Source organism: Exiguobacterium sp. U13-1, assembly GCF_001750115.1.
GTDB lineage: Bacteria > Bacillota > Bacilli > Exiguobacteriales > Exiguobacteriaceae > Exiguobacterium_A > Exiguobacterium_A acetylicum.
The window spans coordinates 2,788,107-2,809,290 of sequence record NZ_CP015731.1; the positions used below are offsets into that span (position 1 = coordinate 2,788,107).

19 protein-coding genes and 1 other annotated feature are annotated in these 21,184 nt (G+C 45.7%); of the genes, 9 read left to right on the forward strand and 10 right to left on the reverse strand.

The features are described 5' to 3' along the window. Window positions 1-40 precede the first annotated feature (40 nt). Window positions 41-1,747: a septation ring formation regulator EzrA gene (gene ezrA / locus ESP131_RS14480; RefSeq protein WP_047393521.1), complete on the reverse strand. Its 1,707-nt coding sequence runs from the start codon at window positions 1,745-1,747 to the stop codon at window positions 41-43. A 223-nt stretch (window positions 1,748-1,970) separates the two neighbouring features. On the opposite strand from ezrA, the gene ESP131_RS14485 reads away from it, so the two are divergent. The 3 genes from ESP131_RS14485 (at window position 1,971) to ESP131_RS14495 (ending at window position 3,970) form a co-directional block, all read left to right on the forward strand. Beyond that, complete coding sequence (locus tag ESP131_RS14485; protein WP_023469058.1) at window positions 1,971-2,456, forward strand: GAF domain-containing protein; 486 nt, start codon at window positions 1,971-1,973, stop codon at window positions 2,454-2,456. Window positions 2,457-2,689: 233 nt separating this feature from the next. Continuing rightward, a complete protein-coding gene (rpsD, locus tag ESP131_RS14490; protein WP_023469059.1) occupies window positions 2,690-3,289 on the forward strand; it encodes a 30S ribosomal protein S4 in 600 nt (199 codons plus the stop codon). A 153-nt stretch (window positions 3,290-3,442) separates the two neighbouring features. Next, window positions 3,443-3,970, forward strand: coding sequence for a biotin transporter BioY (locus ESP131_RS14495; protein WP_023469060.1), 528 nt, complete (start codon window positions 3,443-3,445; stop codon window positions 3,968-3,970). Between the two features lie 261 nt (window positions 3,971-4,231). Here the strand turns inward: ESP131_RS14495 and tyrS are convergent, their stop codons facing one another. After that, window positions 4,232-5,479, reverse strand: a complete 1,248-nt coding sequence (tyrS, locus tag ESP131_RS14500; RefSeq protein ID WP_029342350.1) for a tyrosine--tRNA ligase — start codon at window positions 5,477-5,479, stop codon at window positions 4,232-4,234. Between the two features lie 56 nt (window positions 5,480-5,535). Then, window positions 5,536-5,742: a binding site (T-box leader), on the reverse strand. A gap of 148 nt (window positions 5,743-5,890) precedes the next feature. Between tyrS and ESP131_RS14505 the strand changes: the two genes are divergently transcribed. Further along, window positions 5,891-8,485: a transglycosylase domain-containing protein gene (locus ESP131_RS14505; protein WP_069940883.1), complete on the forward strand. Its 2,595-nt coding sequence runs from the start codon at window positions 5,891-5,893 to the stop codon at window positions 8,483-8,485. Between the two features lie 45 nt (window positions 8,486-8,530). Here the strand turns inward: ESP131_RS14505 and acsA are convergent, their stop codons facing one another. Then, window positions 8,531-10,234 carry an acetate--CoA ligase gene (gene acsA / locus ESP131_RS14510; RefSeq protein ID WP_047393518.1) on the reverse strand — a complete coding sequence of 568 codons (1,704 nt, stop codon included), beginning with the start codon at window positions 10,232-10,234 and terminating at the stop codon, window positions 8,531-8,533. Between the two features lie 146 nt (window positions 10,235-10,380). Between acsA and ESP131_RS14515 the strand changes: the two genes are divergently transcribed. The 4 genes from ESP131_RS14515 (at window position 10,381) to ESP131_RS14530 (ending at window position 13,715) form a co-directional block, all read left to right on the forward strand. Beyond that, window positions 10,381-11,013 carry a GNAT family N-acetyltransferase gene (locus tag ESP131_RS14515; RefSeq protein WP_023469064.1) on the forward strand — a complete coding sequence of 211 codons (633 nt, stop codon included), beginning with the start codon at window positions 10,381-10,383 and terminating at the stop codon, window positions 11,011-11,013. 18 nt (window positions 11,014-11,031) lie between these two features. After that, window positions 11,032-11,664, forward strand: coding sequence for an acetoin utilization AcuB family protein (locus ESP131_RS14520; protein WP_069940884.1), 633 nt, complete (start codon window positions 11,032-11,034; stop codon window positions 11,662-11,664). After that, complete coding sequence (locus tag ESP131_RS14525) at window positions 11,661-12,854, forward strand: acetoin utilization protein AcuC (protein WP_047393512.1); 1,194 nt, start codon at window positions 11,661-11,663, stop codon at window positions 12,852-12,854. Before ESP131_RS14520 ends, ESP131_RS14525 begins: the two co-directional genes overlap by 4 nt. A 105-nt stretch (window positions 12,855-12,959) precedes the next feature. After that, a complete protein-coding gene (locus ESP131_RS14530; RefSeq protein ID WP_156772517.1) occupies window positions 12,960-13,715 on the forward strand; it encodes a maltotransferase domain-containing protein in 756 nt (251 codons plus the stop codon). A 53-nt stretch (window positions 13,716-13,768) separates the two neighbouring features. Here the strand turns inward: ESP131_RS14530 and ccpA are convergent, their stop codons facing one another. The 4 genes from ccpA to ESP131_RS14550 form a co-directional block, all read right to left on the reverse strand. After that, the gene (gene ccpA / locus ESP131_RS14535) at window positions 13,769-14,779 is read right to left on the reverse strand and encodes a catabolite control protein A (RefSeq protein ID WP_023469068.1); all 1,011 of its coding nucleotides are present in this window, start codon (window positions 14,777-14,779) and stop codon (window positions 13,769-13,771) included. A gap of 158 nt (window positions 14,780-14,937) precedes the next feature. Then, the gene (locus tag ESP131_RS14540) at window positions 14,938-16,023 is read right to left on the reverse strand and encodes a bifunctional 3-deoxy-7-phosphoheptulonate synthase/chorismate mutase (protein WP_023469069.1); all 1,086 of its coding nucleotides are present in this window, start codon (window positions 16,021-16,023) and stop codon (window positions 14,938-14,940) included. Window positions 16,024-16,222: 199 nt separating this feature from the next. Then, the gene (locus ESP131_RS14545) at window positions 16,223-16,759 is read right to left on the reverse strand and encodes a YtxH domain-containing protein (RefSeq protein WP_029342358.1); all 537 of its coding nucleotides are present in this window, start codon (window positions 16,757-16,759) and stop codon (window positions 16,223-16,225) included. Then, window positions 16,756-17,325 (reverse strand): DUF948 domain-containing protein, encoded by a 570-nt coding sequence (locus tag ESP131_RS14550; protein WP_029342359.1) that lies wholly within the window; start codon window positions 17,323-17,325, stop codon window positions 16,756-16,758. Before ESP131_RS14550 ends, ESP131_RS14545 begins: the two co-directional genes overlap by 4 nt. Window positions 17,326-17,464: 139 nt before the next feature. Between ESP131_RS14550 and ESP131_RS14555 the strand changes: the two genes are divergently transcribed. Then, window positions 17,465-18,577: an aminopeptidase gene (locus ESP131_RS14555; protein ID WP_029342360.1), complete on the forward strand. Its 1,113-nt coding sequence runs from the start codon at window positions 17,465-17,467 to the stop codon at window positions 18,575-18,577. Window positions 18,578-18,630: 53 nt separating this feature from the next. On the opposite strand, the gene ESP131_RS14560 is transcribed toward ESP131_RS14555, so the two are convergent. From ESP131_RS14560 to murC, 3 genes are all read right to left on the reverse strand, one after another. Next, a complete protein-coding gene (locus ESP131_RS14560) occupies window positions 18,631-19,071 on the reverse strand; it encodes a Dps family protein (RefSeq protein WP_023469073.1) in 441 nt (146 codons plus the stop codon). 92 nt (window positions 19,072-19,163) lie between these two features. Then, a complete protein-coding gene (locus tag ESP131_RS14565) occupies window positions 19,164-19,679 on the reverse strand; it encodes a DUF2179 domain-containing protein (protein ID WP_023469074.1) in 516 nt (171 codons plus the stop codon). 174 nt (window positions 19,680-19,853) lie between these two features. Next, window positions 19,854-21,149 (reverse strand): UDP-N-acetylmuramate--L-alanine ligase, encoded by a 1,296-nt coding sequence (gene murC / locus ESP131_RS14570; protein ID WP_023469075.1) that lies wholly within the window; start codon window positions 21,147-21,149, stop codon window positions 19,854-19,856. Between the last annotated feature and the right edge of the window lie 35 nt (window positions 21,150-21,184).

The window sequence follows — 21,184 nt, forward strand, 5'->3', positions numbered from 1 at the left end:
AGGGTGACCATGACGGTCACCCTGAATTGTCGATCCTGATTTAAACGTGCAATGTTTCTTCTGGTGCACACGACCGTTTAATACGTTCGATCGCGGCCGGATCGTATTCATTTAGGACACGTTCCGCTAAGACAATCGTTCGTTCATAGTCTCCCGCTAAGAACTTCGTTTCCGCGATCGTCAGCGACATATGTATCTCGTTGTCGTGGCGACGGTACCGGTTCGCATACTGGACGAGCCGTTCGGCATACGTGACTTCGAACACTAATGTATCTAACCGTTCTTGCACATGTTTAAACGTTTCTTGGACGTCTTGACTTTGTGCGACGATCGATCGAACGTTAAACGGTAACTCTTCGAGCCGTGTTTCAAGCGTCTGCAGTGAACGATTCGCATTTCGGAGCGCTTCTTCCACCTCAGCCGGTAAGTTCGGTAATCCGAGTCGTTTCAGACGGAGACGTGTCTGCGACAGCTGATGACGCCATTCGACGATTCGTTCGCGAACTTCCGTCTCTTCTTTTCGAAGTGCCTGGAGTTCGACCGTAAAGCGTTCGTACTGAATCATCAACTGTTCTTCGAGGCGAATCGCATCGCGCATCTGATCTTCGAGCATACTGAACGGAATGATTTTTCCGGCAATCGACTCATCGAGATCTTTTGCAGCTTCAAACAGTAGCTCTTCGTCACGCTGGATCGTCTCATAATGAATCCCTAAATCTGCTGAGATTTCATATTTTTCACGTAAGATGCTGAATTCTTGTGCCAATTGATGAATCCGTTCACGCATCCGTAGCGCTTTTTGTTTCAAGAATTGATTTTCTTTTTTCACTTGATGACGCGCATCGACCTCACGACGGAATGTATCATACATTTGATCAACATCGGCCGATAACTGTTGAATCGCCTCTTCCAACCCGTCGACTTCTAGCATTTCGATTTTCTCAGAGAGGCTCAGACGTTGTTCCTCGAACCGTTTGATCTCGGATTGGAGACCGAGTGGTTCAAGTGGGTACCCATCTAACGACATCTCCTTATAGCCCGCTCCAAGCTGATCAATCCGTTGACGCAATTCATGAGCGAGAATCTTCCATTGTTTCGGTACGAGTTCGACGAGTTGACGCGTCGTTGCTACTTCTTGCTCGAGTAACAAGCTTGTTTCATACGCCTTCGTCACTTCACCTGAAGCTTCGTACTGACACATCTCATTCCAGTGCGCGTCGATCTGTTCACTTCGTTCTTCCAGACGCGCAAGCGCCGGACCAAATGAATTCGCTTGAATCAATAATGATTTCCGAACTTGCCCTGAATCGGCTTCCCCTTGCGCTTTCAGTTCGGCTAGAACCGATTGATTCGTTTTGAACGTCGACATCTCGACGAGCATCTCATCGATCAATCCTTCGAGTTCCGCAATCAATTGTTCCGTTACTTCGAGGTCATTCTTGACGGCGATGAACCGATATTTATCGAGCGCTTCCTCCGCCCGGTAAAGGGTCTCATCGATTTGGGCGACGTGGACCGTTAATAACTCTTCCCACGCTTGATGCCAGGAGCTGAACTTCGTCTCCGTCTCACCCGCCATCGGTAGTTGCTTTAAGTCCTGCAACTCCTTTGGAATCGATGCACTGACGATGCCTTGTTTGCGCATATCAAGTTCATCGATTTTCGCGTAGTATTTTTTTCGACTGATCATGCTAAATAGCATGACGAGTAATACGATGACGATGACTCCGATCACCCATGCCCACATTTGTCACGACCTCCACTCTGTCCTACGACTTTAGATTTTCTCTAAATCGCAATAATCTTATCCTTATAATAGTATAGCGCAACCGTTTTGCATAGATTTACAAGGGCTTTTCCTGATTTCTTCCGCTGTTTTGAATCCTTTTTCCAAAAATCAATTGTTTGTCAGCTACGCAAAAACTCGTTAAACTAAAAAAAATATGCTTTTCATGGGAGGAATTTTTATTATGTTCGAAACAAAGACATATGAAGGTGACCGGACGAAACAATATGACATGCTCTCAAAACAACTTGATGCGTTATTAATGGGAGAAGACAATCAAGTTGCGAACTTATCGAATGCGAGCGCGTTGCTCAACCAGTTCCTCGACCGTATCAACTGGGTCGGCTTCTATTTGACGGATACGGAGCAAAACCAACTTGTCCTCGGACCGTTCCAAGGACTTCCAGCATGTGTCCGTATTCCATTCGGTCGTGGTGTCTGCGGAACATCTGCAGCAGAGCAAACGACACAACGAATCGAAGATGTGCATCAGTTCCCAGGTCACATCGCATGTGACGCGGCTTCGAATTCAGAAATCGTCATTCCACTCGTCAAAGACGGACAAACGATCGGTGTCCTCGATATCGACAGCCCAGAATTCAATCGTTTTGACGAAGTCGATCAAGCTGGTCTAGAAGCATTCTGTACGACTCTGCTTCGCCATCTGTAATTCTGATTGACAGTCGATTGTCCACACCGTATACTTGTAAAAGTGCAGAAATGATAACGATAGCGGTCAAATCGCTTACGTATCACATTTCATGACTCGGTGAATAACCGGAGGGGCATCGTGTAACTTTGCTATCAAGCGAGGGTGCCACATCATGAAATGGGCGTAATGTGGGTTTGATGGCGTTATTATTTTTATGCAAATAATAACGAACAATAAGGAGGAGTCTTATTATGGCTCGCTATACAGGTCCAGCTTGGAAACTCTCACGTCGTCTCGGTATCTCACTTACTGAAACAGGAAAAGAAATCGCAAAACGCCCTTACGCACCAGGTCAACACGGTAACAGCCGTCGTAAAGTATCTGAGTACGGTCTTCAACTTCAAGCGAAGCAAACACTTCGTCACATGTACGGAGTAAACGAACGCCAATTCAACCGTATCTTCAACGATGCTGGCAAAATGCCTGGTATCCACGGTGAGAACTTCATGTTCTTACTCGAAGCACGTCTTGATAACGTCGTTTACCGTATGGGTATGGCTCGTACACGTCGTGCTGCTCGTCAGCTCGTCAACCACGGTCACATCCAAGTTGATGGACAACGCGTTGATATCCCATCATTCCGCGTGAAACCAGGTCAAACGATCTCAGTTCGCGAAAAATCGAAGAACTTTGTCGTTATCAAAGAAGCACTCGAAGTTGCTCCAGCAACTAAAGACTTCGTTACTTTCGATGCTGAGAAGCTCGAAGGAACATTCGTCCGTCTTCCAGAGCGTTCTGAATTGAACGATCAAATCCAAGAACAACTCGTCGTCGAGTACTACTCACGTTAATCGATTGTTCCAGCACTCACTTCGGTGGGTGCTTTTTTTATACCTATGACTAAAATGTATACCTGGTCTTAAAAAAAGAGTGACGTCATTTACATCCTTGTGTTAACCTTTAAATATAAATAGTTAACACAAACAGAAAAGAGGACTTCATTCATGAAAACAAGAGATTTAACATTCATTGCCCTTGGTGCTGCCATCATCGCAGCCGTCAGTTCTTTGCCACAGATTCAACTTGTCGGTGCCGTTCCGATCACGCTTCAGATGCTCGCGATCATGACGGTCAGCGCAATCCTTGGTGGCAAACGTGGCGGACTCGCTGTCTTGATTTTCTTATTACTCGCAGCAGCTGGTCTACCGGTGCTTGGCGGAAAAGGTGGACTTGCTCCATTCGTCGGACCAACCGTTGGGTACTTGATTGCCTTTCCGATTGCCGGTTTCTTCATCGGTCTTGTTGCAGAAAAAACGCGCCGCTTCGTTCCTCTCTTCATCGGGATGATCGTCTTCGGACTTGGTTTAGTTTACCTGCTTGGCACATTCGGTCTAATGGCTGTACTCGATCTATCGTTCAAAGATGCTTTTGCGATTAACTATCCGTTTGTCCTATGGGATACAATCAAAGCTGTCATCGCCACGACGATTGCCGTTCGCTTGTTACCACTCCGTTTATTCCGAACAGCTTAAAAATACGAGGCTGACTCATAAGTCAATTTATAAAAAGATAAGGGTGGCAGATCATGAGTCTGCCACCCTTATCTCGTAAAAAGAAGAATGACTCGTTGCACGCAACTCCTACAGGAATAAGCGCATTTTTGCGCTGTCAGAGACAAACAAGACCCGCTTTCCTGCTGAAGTGAAGCAGGAAAACTGGCTTGTGTCTCGCCTGAGGAAAGGGCGTGAAAAGACAAGTCATTCTTTTTTGAGTTAACCCTATTTAATTGATCATCAAGCATGCTCGACGACGAAGTATTTTTTCTTTCCGCGACGTACGATCGTAAAGCGACCGATTGCATCAGCTTCCGTGATTTCTTTCGTTAAATCTTGCTCGCGTTCTCCGTTCAGGTAGATCGCACCGTTTGTTACGTCTTCACGTGCTTGACGTTTTGACGGACTGATCTTCGCCTCAACGAGAACGTCGACGAGGTTTGTCGCTTCACCGAGTGTAAAGCGTGGCATTCCTTTGAACGCATCTTCGATATCTTCGACTTGCAACGATTTAATATCTCCACTAAAGAGTGCCGTCGTAATACGTTGTGCTTGTGTCAGACCTTCTTCACCATGGACGAGAACGGTCATCTCTTCTGCGAGACGACGTTGTGCGACGCGCTTCTCTGGTGCTGCTTTAACTTCTTCTGCGAGCGCATCAAGTTCTTCGTGCGTTAAGAACGTGAAGTATTTCAAGAACTTGATGACGTCAAGATCGTCAACGTTGAACCAGAACTGGTAGAACTCGTACGGTGATGTTTTGTCAGCATCTAACCAAACCGCACCACCTGCTGTCTTACCGAACTTTTGACCGTCTGCTTTTGTAACGAGCGGTACCGTCAAACCGAATGCTTTTTCTTCATGACCGGCACGACGAATCAATTCCATCCCTGCTGTGATGTTCCCCCACTGGTCACTTCCTCCGACTTGAAGGCGGCATCCTTTGTCTTCGTAAAGTTTCAAGAAGTCAAACGATTGAAGTAACATGTATGAGAACTCAGTGAACGAGATTCCGTTTTGAAGTCGTGAGTCAACAGAGTCTTTCGCAAGCATGTAGCTGACCGGGAAGTGTTTTCCGATATCACGCAAGAAATCGATGATCGTCAAGTCTTTCGTCCAGTCCAAGTTATTGGCGATCGTGACCGGGTTCTCTCCTTCAAGCGGTAAGAAACGCGACAGTTGATCTTTAATCCGGTTTGCAAATTCTTCAACGATATCCGATGTGTTCAATGAACGTTCCGTTGCGCGACCACTCGGGTCTCCAATCATTCCCGTCGCCCCACCGACGAGACCTACGACATGGTGACCTGCTTGTTGGAATCGTTTTAAGACTAAAATCGGCAACAAGTGCCCGATGTGCAATGAATCAGCTGTTGGATCGAAACCCGTGTATAGCGTCGTTGGTGTCTCGAGTAATGTCTTAAGTCCTTCTTCATCCGTCATTTGGTTAATTAAACCGCGAAATTCTAAATCCTCTAATAACGTCATTGTGTCTCCTCCTAAAGTTCACTTTTAACAATAAAAAACCGTCCCTTCGTCTAAGACGAAGGGACGGAAAATTCCGTGGTACCACCCTGATTGCCCTTTACATAAAAGGACCACTTGGTTCGTCGATAACGGGACGGACCGCTTGATTTCTCAAGAAACTCCCGGAAGCGTAATTCGTAAGTTCACTGTGTCCTAGTTCGCAGCACCACTAGGTCTCTGTCACAGGGAGTGACTTACTACTGTATTCCGATCACTGTTTAACGTAATATATGAAAATAAGATGGTTTCATGATACGTCGAAGGCGAATCCGCTGTCAAGTCCGATTTTACTGGTGGATTTATGGTATAATACGTCTATCTGTGATTTAATATTAATTTACACCTAAGTTTAAGATGCAAAGGAGATCATTTATGCGCGAGAACTGGTTCAAGTTTTGGAATCACCCCCGGACGAAAGCCGTTCGGCACTGGTCGAATATCACATACGATGTTTCGTGGAACATCATTTTATTCCTCATCATAGCAGTCCTTCTCATCGGCAGCTTCTCTGTCGGAGCGGCTGGAGGATATTTCGCTTCCCTCGTCAAAGATACGAAAGCACCACCTTTGACTGAGATGAAACAAGAAGTGAACAGTTATGCGGTGACAAGTCAAATTTATTGGGGAAGTGGCGAAAAGCTGACGAACATCTCAACGGATGAAGAACGTCAGCCGGTTGATATCAAGAATATCTCCCCTTATTTAATTGATGCGCTTCTATCAACGGAAGACGTAGATTTTTATCAACATGATGGAGTCGTTCCAAAAGCGACTTTACGAGCAGTCTTACAAGAATTGACGAATTCAGCGTCACGCACCGGCGGAAGTACGCTGACACAACAATTAATTAAAAACCAAATCCTGACGAACGAAGTTTCATTCGAACGGAAAGCAAAAGAGATCATCTTAGCGCTCCGCCTTGAAAATGCGATGTCAAAAGATGAAATTTTACAGGCATATTTGAATGTCGTCTCATTCGGACGAAATTCACTCGGGCGTAACATCGCTGGTATCGAAGCTGCCTCCCAAGGGGTCTTCAACAAATCAGCGAAAAAACTGACGTTACCACAAGCAGCTTTCCTCGCTGGTATTCCGAAAAACCCTTACTACTACACACCTTATCTACAGGGCGGTGTCGTCAAAAAGGACTTGACGCCAAGTGTCAATCGGATGAAGACCGTGTTGAAGCGAATGTATGTCGCAAAAAACATTACGAAAGAACAATATGAAAAAGCAATCAAACACGACATCACGAAAGACTTCGCGAAACAGTCGAAACGTTCGCGTGACACGTATCCGTATGTCTATGATTTAGCAGAACGTGAAGCGACGAAGATCATGACGAAGTACTTGATGAAACAAGATGGTGTGAAAGAAGACGAAGTCAAACCGTCTGAACTGGCAGAAGTCCGGGCAAACTATCAAGATCAAGCACTGGTTGCACTCCGTCAAGGTGGATACAAAGTTCATATGACGCTAGATAAAAAAATTCATGAATCGATGCAACAACCTGCGAAGAACAACGGGAACTTCCCTGGCGGCATGCAGTACAAACAAGTCGTGGATCCAAAAACGAAAAAAACCGTTTCGAAACAAGATCCAGAAGAGACAGCTGCGGTCATGGTTCAGAATGAGACGGGTCGTATTCTCGGATTCGTTGGTGGACGTTACCTTGATGGAAAAGCCGATGATTTCAACCGAGCATTCCAAGCGAAACGTCAAATCGGGTCAACGGCAAAACCAATTCTCGTCTATTCGAACGGGATTGAAAATCGTTTAATCACTCCGGCATCTACCGTCAATGATGAAGAGTACTACTATCAGACCGTACCACGTCAACCAGGCGATCGTCCGATCAAGAACGAAGGTGGACGTTATCGTGGAAACGTGACGGTTCGTACAGCACTTGAACTCTCATTGAACGTACCTGCCGTTAAGATTTACGAGAAGATGAACATGTCGAACTCGATTCAAAAACTCGTCGATATGGGTGTTGAAGTACCGGATGCGATTCGTTATGCCCCTTCAGCAGCACTCGGAACGATGGAGATCACACCTGTCGAACTTGCCGGTGCTTACGCGACACTCGCCAACTATGGTGAATTCGTGCAACCATACGTCATTTCGAAAATCACGAAAGACGGAAAAGATATCTATAAAGCAAAACCGAAGAAAAAACGAATTTATGAACCACGAACAGCTTACCTGACGCTTGATATGATGCGTGGCGTCTTCTCAAAAGGTACAGCAACGTTTGCAAAAAGTCGATTAAACGTTCCTGGAGATTGGGCTGGTAAGACAGGTACGACGAACGATGTTAAAGACTCTTACCTTGTCGGTTCCACTCCTGGTGTAACGCTTGCCGTTTGGACAGGACACGATCAGAACAACTCGCTCATCGGTCCAACGACGTATTACCAACGAACACAAACGCTGTGGTCACAAATGGCGAATGCGACGTATGCCGCGAACAGTAGCTACTTCAAATCCGGTGCCCGCTTCACGCAACCATCTTCTGTAACAGCAAACGACTTTAAAAACAGTGGTCGCTTCAAAGAAGAAGATAAGAAGAAAAAAGCGGAAGAAGCAAAGAAAAAAGCCGAAGCGAAGAAAAAGAAAGAAGCAGAAGAAAAGAAAAAAGAAGCGGACGCACAGAAGAAAGAAGAGCAACAAAAAGAACAAGATCAGGCTAAAGAAAAAGCTGAAGCTGATGCCAAGAAAAAAGCAGCCGACGACGCAAAACGTGCTGCCGACGCAAAAGCAAAAGCCGAAGCAGAGGCAAAAGCCGAAGCAGAGGCAAAAGCCGAAGCAGAGGCAAAAGCTGAAGCAGAGGCAAAAAAGAAAGCGGAAGCGGACGCTAAGCAAAAAGAAGCTGATGCTAAGAAGAAAGAAGCAGAGGCAAAGAAACAACAAGAACAACAGAAGAAACAAGATGAAAAGAAAAACGATGCTGCTTCTGAAAACTAACAAAAAGGATGAATCACCTGTCACGGTGATTCATCCTTTTTTCGTTCAATCTTCCATCGTCGACAGATCGCCTGTTTCAAGATTCAACTCCCACGCTTTCAGAACACGGCGCATGATTTTACCACTTCGTGTCTTCGGCAACTTATCTCGGAAATCGATTTCTCTCGGTGCTGCGTGAGCAGCAAGCCCCTCTTTAACGAATGCTTGGATTTCTTGTTTTAGCTCATCCGTTGGCTCGTAACCATCACGCAAGGCAATGAATGCCTTGATGATTTCACCGCGGACTGGATCTGGTTTCCCGATGACACCAGCTTCCGCGACAGCTGGATGCTCGACGAGACGACTTTCGACTTCAAACGGACCAACCCGTTCTCCAGCCGTCATGATGACGTCATCGACACGTCCTTGGAACCAGAAGTAACCTTCGTCATCCATATAGGCAGAATCCCCTGAGACATACCATCCTTTAAAGAAATACGATTCATATTTCTGCGGATTGTTCCAAATTTGACGCATCATCGATGGCCATGGTGTTTTTAAAGCAAGGTTCCCCATTCGGAATGGCGGTAACTCATTTCCTTGATCATCAATGATCGCAGCCTGAGTTCCTGGAATCGGTTTCCCCATCGATCCCGGTTTGATGTCCATCGACTTGTAGTTACAAATCATCATCGCGCCTGTCTCCGTCATCCACCATGTATCATGAATCCGTTGATCAAAGGCTTCTTTCCCCCAACGAATGACTTCTGGGTTCAACGGTTCGCCGACAGACAATACATGACGAAGACTTGAGAGATCATGATGATTTGCAACATCCGCTCCTGCTCCCATCAACATCCGGAAAGCCGTTGGTGCGCTATACCAGACCGTTACCTTGTACTTCTCGATGACACTGTACCAGAAATCCGGATTGAAGCGTCCACCGACGACGATGTTCGTCGCGCCATTCAAGAATGGTGCGAAGATACCGTAACTTGTTCCTGTGACCCACCCCGGGTCAGCCGTACACCAGTAGACATCATCTTCTTGGAGATCAAGTACCCAGCGACCTGTCATTAAGTGCTGAATCATCGCATTTTGAACGTGGAGCACACCTTTCGGCTTCCCTGTCGATCCTGAAGTGTAGTGCAGGATCAATCCGTCTTCACGATCTAACCAGACCGGTTCGAATACATCGGATGCTTGCTCGAACGCTTTGCGGAAATCGAGTAATGTGTCCGATTCTTCGACATCTTCGTCGACAAGTACTACCTTTTCAAGTGATTCCAGTTCCCCAACTGGAACACGTGGGAGCAGTGCCTTCGTCGTCACGAGTAACTTCGCTTCAGAATCAAGCAGGCGATCACGGACCGCTTGTTCCATGAATGCTTCAAATAACGGACCGACGATTGCGCCTACTTTCAGTGCGCCAAGCAAGGCAAAATACAATTCCGGTGAACGTGGCATGAAGATGAAAATACGGTCACCCGTTTTGACCCCTGCATCGACTAATACGTTTGCCGCTTTATTCGTCAATCGTTTCATATCTGCATATGTGAATCGTTGTTCCGTCGTTCCATCGAAATAGATCAGCGCATCCTTGTTCGCTCGCTCGCCTTCTGCGTGGCGGTCGATTGCTTCATGAGCCATGTTGACTTTCCCCGTTGTCGCCCATGAAAAGTACTGCTCAGCATCTTTCCAGTCGTACGTGTTTGCTTCATCATACTCTGCTAACCAATGCTTCCCCGGAAGCGCTTTCAAAACTTTCATGTCTCGTTCCTCCCCTTCTATGTTTTCCTCTTTATTATAAGCTAGTTATCCGTCAGTTCAATCCATTTGCCGTCAATTTGTTAAAAAATCCCTCTCTTTGCTCAAGCGCTTTCGTCTATAATGAATAAGAAGGTGGTGACGCTTACATGTTTGAAAAACAATTCAATCATCGGACGCACGAAACATCACTCGGTCCTGTCGACATCGAAGGTCCCGTACCGAGTCAAACACTAGCAACGTATACACTCGATTCAGGGTTGACGGCTTTTCGTCCACCCGCTGAACAACATCAAGCGCTCGTTGAGATTGCGGATCTTGAAGAAGGACGGATCATCGTCGCTCGTCAAGGAACGGAAATCATCGGTTATGTGACTTACTTATACCCTGATCCCTATGAAACGTGGAGTGAAGGAAACAATCCGTACATCTTGGAACTCGGAGCGATTGAAGTCTCCTCTCGGTTCCGCGGACAACAGATCGGTAAAAAATTACTTGAAATCTCCATGCTGGACCCCGCCATGGAACACTATTTGATTTTAACGACTGAATATTATTGGCATTGGGACCTAAAAGGGAGCGGACTATCGGTCTGGGATTACCGGAAGATCATGGAGAAGATGATGAACCATGGTGGTCTCGTCTTCTTCCCGACCGACGATCCGGAAATCGCCTCCCATCCTGCCAACTGCCTGATGGCGCGTATCGGAAAACACGTCTCACCTGAAGTCGTCGCTCATTTTGATGCGCTACGCTTGAGAAGACGTTTCATGTATGACTGAGCTCGAGGAGGAATCGTCATGTTAATCGAACAAATCATGAATACGACGTGCATCACGATGCAACCGACGAATTCCATCGCGCATGCGGTTGAACTCATGCAACGTCATCAGATTCGTCATATTCTCGTCGTCAATGCCCGTCATGAACTCGTCGGTCTTGTCGGACTAAAGGAAATTCAAAGCGCAAGTAGCATCTTTCATCCGGATACGGCAAAACAAGACCTACAGTATCCGGTCTCAAGCATCATGATTGAAAGTCCTGTCACGGCCCACCCGCTCGATTTTCTCGAAGATGCGGCTGTGCTGTTTTATGAATATCGATTGACGTGTCTGCCAATCGTCCGCGGTCAACGCCTTGTCGGTGTCGTCACGGAAACGGATTTGTTACGGACATTCGTTCAATTGACGGGTGCACTCGAACCAAGTTCTCAAATCGAAATCCGTGTTGAAAACACTGCTGGAACATTAGCAAAAATTGCCGCACTGCTTGCCAAAACGAATATCAATATCTTAAATGTACTCGTGTATCCAACAGACGATCCGTATGTCCGGATCGTTGCGTTTCGTGTCCAGACGATGAATCCGATTCGGATCATCGACAAGTTGCGCAAAGAAGGATTCGATGTACTTGGACCGGATGTGAGCAGATGAAGGATTTTGCCTATCTGTACAGTCCTGAAGAAGCGACTTATCGGTTTTCGGAGACACATCCATTCAATCCGATTCGTCTCGAATTAACCGTTTCCTTACTTGAAGCGATGCATCAATTAGATGATATTCCTTGTATCGCGCCGCGTCATGCGACCGATGAAGAACTGGCACTCATTCATGATCAGGATTATATTGCTGCAGTCAAAGCAGCCGGGACCGGTGCATTAACGCCACTTAAAGCCCAAATGTATGGGTTAGGAACAGAAGATACACCTTTGTTCCAGGGGATGCATTCGGGCGCTTCTCTCCTTGTCGGCGGCACGATCGAAGCATGTGACCTCGTCTTATCTGGTCAATATAAACGAACCTTTCATATCGGTGGTGGATTGCATCACGGATTCCGAGGACGTGCCTCTGGTTTTTGTGTCTATAACGATACCGCTGTCGCCATGGCAGCCATGATTGAAAAATATCACTGTAAAATTCTTTATGTCGATACGGACGCCCATCATGGCGATGGGGTGCAATGGGCCTTTTATAATCGAAAGGACGTCATGACGTTATCGCTCCACGAAACAGGTCGCTATTTGTTTCCAGGAACGGGAATGGTGACGGAACGGGGATCTGAAGAAGGGTATGGATTTAGTTGGAACGTGCCACTGGACGCCTTTACGGAAGATGATTCGTTTTTACTCGCGTATGAGACGGCACTCTTTGAAGCCTGTGAATTGTTCCAACCGGATCTCATCATTACGCAAAATGGTGCCGATGCACACACGCTTGATCCATTGACTCATTTATCCTTAACGATGAAAAGTTATGAACAGATACCTCAAATCGCCGTCGCTGCAGCAAATAAATATACGAATGGAAAAATCGTTGCTTTAGGAGGCGGTGGCTATGACTGGTATCGTGTCGTTCCCCGCGCGTGGAGTCAAGTTTTTGCTGCCATGACCGGACAAGCTCCATTCCATGGAGAGATTCCTATTTCATGGCAAGAACGTTGGAGTGGAGAAGAAACACCCCCGCCAACACACTGGCATGATCCAACGCCACTCTACCCGGCCATTCCGCGACGACCTGAAATCGAAGAAAAAAATTGGGAAACCGTCAAACGATTGATTTGGCCGTTCGTTAGCGATGAGCGTAAGAGACAATTGACTACGACTTCCCCCTACTCCGTTGATTAATTGACTTTGTATCTTCACATTTATTTCGTTCGGAGTTCACAACTTGTTGCTATACTAAATATGGAATTTTTACTTAGTAAATGAATAATAGTTGGGGGAATCATCATGAAAAAGGCATGGCTTTATTCCGGTCTTATTCTGTCGACGGGGATCGTACTCGCAGGGTGTGGCAATGAAAAACAGGCAATGGATCACGATAACATGCAAGGGTCAGGAAAACCGACGGTCGAAGTCAACGTCAATGTTCCAGCCAAGACAATGGAAGAAGATAAAGTTGTTTTTAAAGCGTCAGCTGTCGAACAAAAGAAACCAGTTAACCTTGAAGACGTGACATTTGAAGTGTGGGAAGCTGGAAAACAAGATGGTGCCCATCAAAAGTTCAAGGCAACCTTGAAAAAGACAGGTTCTTATCAAGCGGAAGCAAAACTTGTTGAAGGGGAATATGAAGGACTGTATCATATCAATGATAAAAAAGGACTCCATCATATGGATAAGATCTCATTCGTCGTCATGGATCATTCACATGAAAAAGAGGAAGCATCGCACGAGCATGGACATGATCACGAAACCGTCGACGGTCTGTCTGTCCATTACATGGGCGCAACAAAAGCGAAAGCTGGTGCTGAACTCCCCGTCTCCTTTCATGTTTTCCTTGATGGGAAACCGCTAAAGGCGAACGTACAAGTGGAAGTCATTGAAACGGGCATAGAAAAGCATACCTATGTTCCTTTAGAAAAAAAGGGTGATGCGTACAGCGGGAAAGTGACATTGACTGCACCTGGTCAGACTACGGTTCGACTCCATGTCGAAAATGATCAACTTCACCATCATCAAGATGAACTTATTACCGTCGCGAAATAAAAAAACGTCTCTTTTTTCAAGCAGCTTGCTTGAGAGAAGAGACGTTTTTTCGATTAAGGGCGTGTCGAATCCCGTTGTTCGATTCGGTGTGGTAATGTAACATCGTTCGTTTCAATTTCTTCTTTGTTCAAGATTTTCGTCAATAGACGCATCGAGACTGCTCCGATATCATACATCGGTTGAACGACAGTCGTCAGTTTCGGACGAATCATCGTCGCAAGACGTGTGTTATCGTGTCCGATGACTTCGAAGTCTTCCGGTACACGGTGTCCAGCATCCTGTAAGGCATGGATAACACCAAGAGCCATCTCATCCGTTCCAGCAAAAATCGCGCGTGGGCAATCTTCTCCAAGTTCAAGCAATTGATTCATCGCCTTCATTCCCGAATCATACGTATAGTTTCCAAGGACGACATTTTGCTCGTTAAACGGAAGATTTGCTTCTTCAAGTGCTCGGCGATAACCCGCAAATTTCTTTTCACCATTGATTTGCTGTTCGAGTGGTCCAGTGATGAACCCGATCCGTTCATGTCCACGGTCGATCAAAGACTTCACAGCATCGTGCGCAGCACTCTCATAGTCGATGTTGACGGCAGGAAGATCATAATCTTGATTCAACGTTGCAGCAAGAACGATCGGTACCGGTGATGTTTTAAACTCACGAACGAGATCCTCATGCAGACGTCCGCCCATGAAGATGATTCCATCCACCTGTTTCCCAAGTAATGTATTGAGCAAATGAATCTCTTTTTCCCGGTTTTGGTCGGAGTTACACAAAATGATGTTGTATTTATACATTGTCGCGACATCTTCAATTCCGCGTGCTAAATCCGCAAAGAAGATGTTCGAGATATCGGGCACGATGACACCGACCGTCGTTGTTTTTTTACTTGCCAGTCCACGGGCAACAGCATTCGGACGATAACCAAGCTGTTCGATTGCGTCTTGGACCTTTTTTCGTGTGGATGGTTTAACATTCGGGTTTCCGTTGACGACACGCGATACGGTCGCCATCGAAACAGCAGCCTCTCGCGCGACATCGTAAATCGTAATATTACTATTCAAAACAAATTCCTCCTTTAGTATGATCCATCTCAAGTGTTTTCATTTCGTTTTCATTTTTAGGCAACACGAAAGGAAGACAGGAAAAGATAGTTTTCTTTTCCCATTCTTCCTTCATTGTAAAACGTTTTCATTCGCTTTAGGTTACCCTTTTTCGGAAATCATTGAACGTTTAGTGCCGGAAAGGTAGTCGTCAAGTTTTCGATGAACGTATCGAATTCTTGGAAATCGAGTTGTTGGTTCGCATCAGACAACGCAAGTGCTGGGAACGGATGGACTTCGACCATGACAGCGTCTGCTCCAATCGCGTATGCCGCTTTTGCTGTTGGCAAGAGTAAATCCTTACGTCCTGTCGAGTGCGTGACATCGACCATGACAGGGAGATGCGTTTCTTGCTTCAGAATCGGAACTGCTGAGATATCAAGCGTGTTCCGTGTTGCACGCTCGTACGTCCGGATACCACGCTCACACAAGATGACTTGATCGTTACCACTTGCCATGATGTACTCAGCCGCGTACATGAATTCCTCGAGCGTTGCAGAAAGACCTCGTTTTAAAAGAACTGGTTTATTCGTACGACCGACTTCTTTGAGTAAATCGAAGTTTTGCATGTTGCGTGCGCCGACCTGGATGATGTCGACATATGGTAAAGCAGATTCAACGGCGCTCGGTGTCATGATTTCAGTGATGACATGCAAACCGTGCGCGTCGGCTGCTTTTTTCAACATTTTTAGACCCTCGAGTCCTAGACCTTGGAAGTCGTAAGGCGATGTACGTGGTTTGTACGCTCCGCCTCGCATGAACTTCACGCCATGTTTCGCGAGCTGTTCCGCGACCTCAAATACTTGTTCTTCGCTCTCGACCGCACACGGTCCAGCGATCAATTGTTGCGAACCGTCTCCGATGACGGCATCTCCGATCCGGATGATCGTATTCGTCGGTTTTTGTTTCCGTGATACGAGTAATTTCCGAGTCCGATCTTCTCCTTGTAATTCGAGAGAAGCTTTGAAAATTTCTTTAAATACATGCTGAAGGCGTCCTGTTTCAAAAGGTCCATGGTTATTAGCGGCAATTGATTCGAGCATTTGACGTTCTCGAACAGGGTCGTATCGATCTAGCCCTTGTGCTCGTTTGACTTTTCCGATTTCGACGGCAATTTGACCACGTCGGTTCATCAATTCCAATAATTCTGCATTCACTAAATCGAGTTCATCACGTAATCTTTTTAATTCTGCATGTTGATCCATGTCCTACCACTCCCTAATCAGCATATAGCTCGTAATAGCAACTAATTATAGCGAACTCTTTCCCTGTTGTACATAAAGAAGCTGCATGATTTCTTAAAATATGAAAATAAATTACGTTTTTTCATATAATTTTTTTATGTTTTCTCTATAAGGAAACATAGAAAAAGAGCCCTCATGATGAGAGCTCCTCATTTATTGATTATTTCTTATGATTCACATCAGACTGCGGATCATTGTCTTCATCTTGTTCGTCTGCTAACTGTTCACGTAACTCCGAAAGTTCAACGACCGTCTCCGTGTCGATTTCTTCTGCCACTGACGCCCCATCGACTTCGTCGCCAATTTCACGTTCGATGTCACGTACGAGTTGTTCTGCTTCTGCGAGAGCAGCATCAATGCTTGCCTGATCCTTCTCAAAGCCCGCATATTGTGCCGCTTCTTGAACCGTTGGATTATTCTTTGCTTTTTCAATGACAGGTGCTGCTTTATCTTTTGCTAGTTGAATCCACTCACCTACGAGTGGTTCTGCTTTTTCGCGAACGACTTGTGTCTGTTCCGTCAAACGTTGACGCGCAGGCGCTGTACGCTCATCGATCATGTCGCGCATCTCGCGGCCTGATTTCGGGCTAGAAAGGAGAGCTGCCGCAGCACCGATCAATCCACCAACGATGATTCCGGCAAGGAAGCCTCCTCCTTTAGAAGAATCTTGTGCTTGATATGGGTGTTGTTTCGTCATGATTTACGATCTCCCTTCAACTCATCTGGAATGCTTTCGACGTCTGGTACAGATACGACTTCCGGTGTGACCGGCGCCTCTGCCTTTTTCCGGAATCGACGACGTGGCTTTTTCTCAACCGTCGTCGTTGCCGTCGAATGATTTTGAACCGTAGTTTCTGCCGGTTTATTTTTCTTAAATAACTCTACAGCGACTGAGCCCCAACGGACTGCTTGCGCAATCTGTTCTTTATTCGTATCCGCCGCACCAGCAACCGTATCGGATACTGTTCGGACAGAATCTGTCACTTTGTTTAAAGACGTACCGAGTTCTTCGATCGAGTTTGCGACAGGTGCAAGCAATTCTGTTTTTTCTTCAATCGTATCTACCAGACGATTCGTCTTATGTAACAACGCTGTCGTCTCCATCATGATACCGTCTAATTGACGTTCAAGTCCTGCTGTCGTGTTGGCTACATTGTTGAGCGTCTTACTCGCAGCACCTAATACACGGGCAAGGAAAATGACGAGCACTACGAATGCGATCGCAGCGACTAATCCGGCGATTCCGCCTAATGTGATTTCCATGGTTCTTGCCTCCAATTTTTTTGCATAGTCTTTTATTGTTAGTTCGACGTGCAGCAAGTCGTTCCTGCTACTCCAAATGGTTTATTTCCGTTACAATGATAATTGAAACCTATATCATCCATTTCGAGGGGGAAATTTCATGCGTGACCCACGTCTTACTCAACTGGCAACGAATCTCATTAACTATTCGGTTGCCCTTGAACCTGGTGAAAAAGTATTGATTGAAAACTTCGGCATCGAACGCGAACTGGTTGAGGCACTCGTTGAAGCTGCCTACGCGGCTGGCGGTCATCCGTTCGTCTTACTTAAGGATAATCGTATCCTACGAAAATTATACCGAAATGCTTCAGAAGAGCAACTCCAATTGATGGCAGACATTGAACGCAAGCAGATGCAAGCGATGGACGCATACATCGGACTACGTGCTGGTGATAACATCAATGAATTATCAGATGTGCCGGCTGAACAAATGAAACTGTACGGTCAAACGATCGGTAAGATGCACACACAAGATCGTGTCAAAGGAACGAAATGGGTCGTCCTTCGTTTCCCAACTGCATCGATGGCACAACTTGCCAACCAATCGACAGAAGCATTCGAAGACTTCTACTTTGATGTCTGTACGCTTGATTATGAAAAAATGGGCCAAGCGATGGAACCACTCGTCGACTTGATGAACCGGACGGATCGCGTTCGCCTCGTCGGACCAGGAACGGATCTAACGTTTTCGATCAAAGACATCCCAGCCATCAAATGCGCTGGGAACGCCAACATTCCAGACGGCGAAGTCTTTACGGCACCGGTCAAGGATTCGGTCAACGGTGTCATCTCATATAACACACCATCTCCGTATCAAGGGTTCACCTTTGAAAACGTCAAACTGACGTTCAAAGACGGTAAAATCGTAGAAGCGACGGCAAACGATACAGATCGAATCAACCAAGTCTTCGATACAGATGCTGGTTCTCGTTTCGTCGGCGAATTCGCGATCGGTGTCAATCCATTCATCCAGCATCCGATGAAAGATATCTTGTTTGATGAAAAGATCGATGGCAGCTTCCACTTCACACCAGGTCAAGCTTACGAAGAAGCCTACAACGGTAATGACTCATCCGTTCACTGGGATCTCGTTAACATCCAACGTCCTGATTACGGTGGTGGAGAAATCTGGTTCGACGACGTATTGATCCGCAAAGACGGTCGTTTCGTCCTTCCAGAACTCGAAGTCCTCAATCCTGAAAACTTGAAATAAGAAAAAGCGGATGGCTGATCCTTTACAGGACCGGGTCATCCGTTTTCTTTAACTTATTTTTTCAATGTCGCACGAAGCATCCAAATTTGTTTTTCGATTTCCTTCGCTTGACCAAGCAGATCATCTTCAACCGTCACGTCTTGTGCCTCAAGATGTTCAATCGCATCGAGCATCTCTTTTCGGACTTGTTGGAAGTCTTTGATGACAGAATCAATCATTTCATCTGCCGATAACCCCGATTTCGCTTCTTCAAGCGTCGTTTGCTCTAAATACTCTTTCAGTGTCGCAGAAGGTGTTCCGTTATTCATTAGGAGACGTTCCGCAACGACATCATATTGTTCAGACACCCATGTATACAGTTCTTCGAGCTTCTCGTGAAGTGTTAAGAAATCTGGTCCTTTAATGTACCAATGATAATTGTGGAGTTTAACGAACAGTACTCCATAGTTTGCTACCTGTTGATTTAAAGCTGATTTTGCATGATTACTAATCATCTGACATTCCCCTTTCCTGATTTCAAATGACGTCCTACTTCATCTTTATCCTTAAATAACAAAGGATAAACATCATTTTCAGGAAGAGTCATTCAACGAGGGCGTTTTAGACCTTTCAACATGTAGCCACCTTTAAAGTCAACGGAATCAAAGGCAACGAGGAAGGCCTTTGGCTCGTATTCCTCAACGAGATTACGTAACACTTTCATACGTGTTCGGGCTGCAAGAACATCTAACCGGTAACGGACACCGTCGCGTCCTTGTCCTTGATAATGTGTCACACCAAATCCATTATCACGAATGACTTGAATCAGTTCCGCTGGAAATTCTTGTGTATGCACTTGAATCATATTGTAACCGATGGCGAGTTTTCGTTCGACATATCCACCGACGAGTATTCCTAGACCAAATCCAAGCGCATAAACGACCATACCGAGTGTCGTTAAGTCTTGGAACACGATTCCTAGTGCAAAAATGTAAATTAATGTTTCAACCGTTCCAAATAATCCGGCGATGACCGTCCGCCCTTTGACGAGCATGATCGTCCGTAATGTCAATACAGGAACGTAAATCAACTGGAGCAATAAGATGAGTAAAATCTGTCCCATGGTGTCTTTCCTTTCTGTTAATAACTTCAACACATACACACTATTTCAAACTTTATTTCAAGATGCAATCCTATTTTAGATTTTCCTCATCGGTTTTTTGAAATTATTATCATAATTCAAAATTACGACAAAAAAAGTGCCACTCCAGTCGAGTGACACTTTTTGATCTGTTATTTATTTTACACTTTGGTATTGGTGCTGGTACGTTTGGATATCGCCTGCTCCCATGAACAGAAGCACAGCATTTTCATGCTGACGTAGGACAGAAACGTTGTCGCGTGTCAGAATAGAAGCTTGCGGAATCTTCTCTTGTAAATCTTCGACGCGAACTTGCCCTTCCTGCTCACGTGCCGATCCAAAGATTTCGCATAGATATGTCGCATCTGCTTCACGTAAAGAAGTCGCGAAATCATCCATGAATGATTTTAAGCGTGTGTACGTATGCGGTTGGAAAATCGCAATGACTTCACGGTCCGGATATTTCTTTCGTGCCGACTCAATCGTTGCGCTGATTTCCTTCGGATGGTGCGCGTAATCATCTACTAGGATTTGTGTGCCGAATTCCGACTCACTAAAGCGGCGTTTCACACCACCAAATGTAGCTAAACGTTCAGCAACGTCGTCTTTGCTCAATCCTTCGTACTGACAGATCGCAATGACAGAAAGTGCATTCAAGACATGATGACGACCGAATCCTGGAATGAGGAACGTGCCGTAGAAATCATCACGTAAATAGACATCAAATGATGTACCGTCTGGCGTTGACGTCGCGTTTTCTGCGCGGAAATCATTGTTTTCTCCAAATCCATAATAGAGAACAGGTACATTCGCTTGAATGTTTTGAAGATGCTCATCATCTCCACAAGCAACGATCGCTTGCTTAACCTGCATCGCCATCTCTTGGAATGCCGAAACGACGTCATCGATTCCTGTGAAATAATCCGAATGATCGAAGTCGATATTCGTCATGATAGCGTAGTCCGGCTTGTAATATAAGAAGTGACGTTTGTATTCACATGCCTCGAAGACAAATGCCTTCGCATCCTCTACACCTGCTCCTGTACCGTCTCCGATCAAGAAAGCCGTTGGTGTGATTCCACTTAAGACGTGTGAAAGCAAACCTGTCGTCGACGTTTTTCCGTGTGAGCCTGTAATGGCGACTGAACGATATTCATTTGCTAAGTGTCCTAAGAAATCGTAATAATGATGGATGGTTAAACCAAGTTCATTTGCCCGTGCGATTTCTGGATGATCATCCCCAAAGGCATTCCCTTGGATGATGACGTAGTCTTCTTTGATGTTATCCGCATTGAACGGGAAAAATGGAATTCCCTTAGCTCGTAACGCGTCTTCAGTAAAAATGTGCTTTTCGATGTCTGAACCTTGTACCTCATGATTCATCTCATGTAGTACTTGGGCGAGCGCACTCATCCCCGTTCCTTTGATTCCAACAAAATGATACTTTGTCATATAAAAGCCCTCCAATTCACGTTCCGGTCCGTACC

What these genes read in the sequence shown, in the direction of transcription:
- ESP131_RS14525 (WP_047393512.1), top strand. Translation starts at nt 11,661, where the DNA reads ATGAAGGATTTTGCCTATCTGTACAGTCCTGAAGAAGCGACTTATCGG.
- ESP131_RS14565 (WP_023469074.1), bottom strand. Translation starts at nt 19,679, where the DNA reads ATGGGACAGATTTTACTCATCTTATTGCTCCAGTTGATTTACGTTCCT.
- acsA (WP_047393518.1), bottom strand. Translation starts at nt 10,234, where the DNA reads ATGAAAGTTTTGAAAGCGCTTCCGGGGAAGCATTGGTTAGCAGAGTAT.
- ESP131_RS14520 (WP_069940884.1), top strand. Translation starts at nt 11,032, where the DNA reads ATGTTAATCGAACAAATCATGAATACGACGTGCATCACGATGCAACCG.
- ESP131_RS14560 (WP_023469073.1), bottom strand. Translation starts at nt 19,071, where the DNA reads ATGATTAGTAATCATGCAAAATCAGCTTTAAATCAACAGGTAGCAAAC.
- ESP131_RS14530 (WP_156772517.1), top strand. Translation starts at nt 12,960, where the DNA reads ATGAAAAAGGCATGGCTTTATTCCGGTCTTATTCTGTCGACGGGGATC.
- tyrS (WP_029342350.1), bottom strand. Translation starts at nt 5,479, where the DNA reads ATGACGTTATTAGAGGATTTAGAATTTCGCGGTTTAATTAACCAAATG.
- ESP131_RS14495 (WP_023469060.1), top strand. Translation starts at nt 3,443, where the DNA reads ATGAAAACAAGAGATTTAACATTCATTGCCCTTGGTGCTGCCATCATC.
- ESP131_RS14540 (WP_023469069.1), bottom strand. Translation starts at nt 16,023, where the DNA reads ATGGATCAACATGCAGAATTAAAAAGATTACGTGATGAACTCGATTTA.
- ESP131_RS14550 (WP_029342359.1), bottom strand. Translation starts at nt 17,325, where the DNA reads ATGGAAATCACATTAGGCGGAATCGCCGGATTAGTCGCTGCGATCGCA.
- ezrA (WP_047393521.1), bottom strand. Translation starts at nt 1,747, where the DNA reads ATGTGGGCATGGGTGATCGGAGTCATCGTCATCGTATTACTCGTCATG.
- ESP131_RS14555 (WP_029342360.1), top strand. Translation starts at nt 17,465, where the DNA reads ATGCGTGACCCACGTCTTACTCAACTGGCAACGAATCTCATTAACTAT.
- ESP131_RS14545 (WP_029342358.1), bottom strand. Translation starts at nt 16,759, where the DNA reads ATGACGAAACAACACCCATATCAAGCACAAGATTCTTCTAAAGGAGGA.
- murC (WP_023469075.1), bottom strand. Translation starts at nt 21,149, where the DNA reads ATGACAAAGTATCATTTTGTTGGAATCAAAGGAACGGGGATGAGTGCG.
- rpsD (WP_023469059.1), top strand. Translation starts at nt 2,690, where the DNA reads ATGGCTCGCTATACAGGTCCAGCTTGGAAACTCTCACGTCGTCTCGGT.
- ESP131_RS14505 (WP_069940883.1), top strand. Translation starts at nt 5,891, where the DNA reads ATGCGCGAGAACTGGTTCAAGTTTTGGAATCACCCCCGGACGAAAGCC.
- ESP131_RS14485 (WP_023469058.1), top strand. Translation starts at nt 1,971, where the DNA reads ATGTTCGAAACAAAGACATATGAAGGTGACCGGACGAAACAATATGAC.
- ESP131_RS14515 (WP_023469064.1), top strand. Translation starts at nt 10,381, where the DNA reads ATGTTTGAAAAACAATTCAATCATCGGACGCACGAAACATCACTCGGT.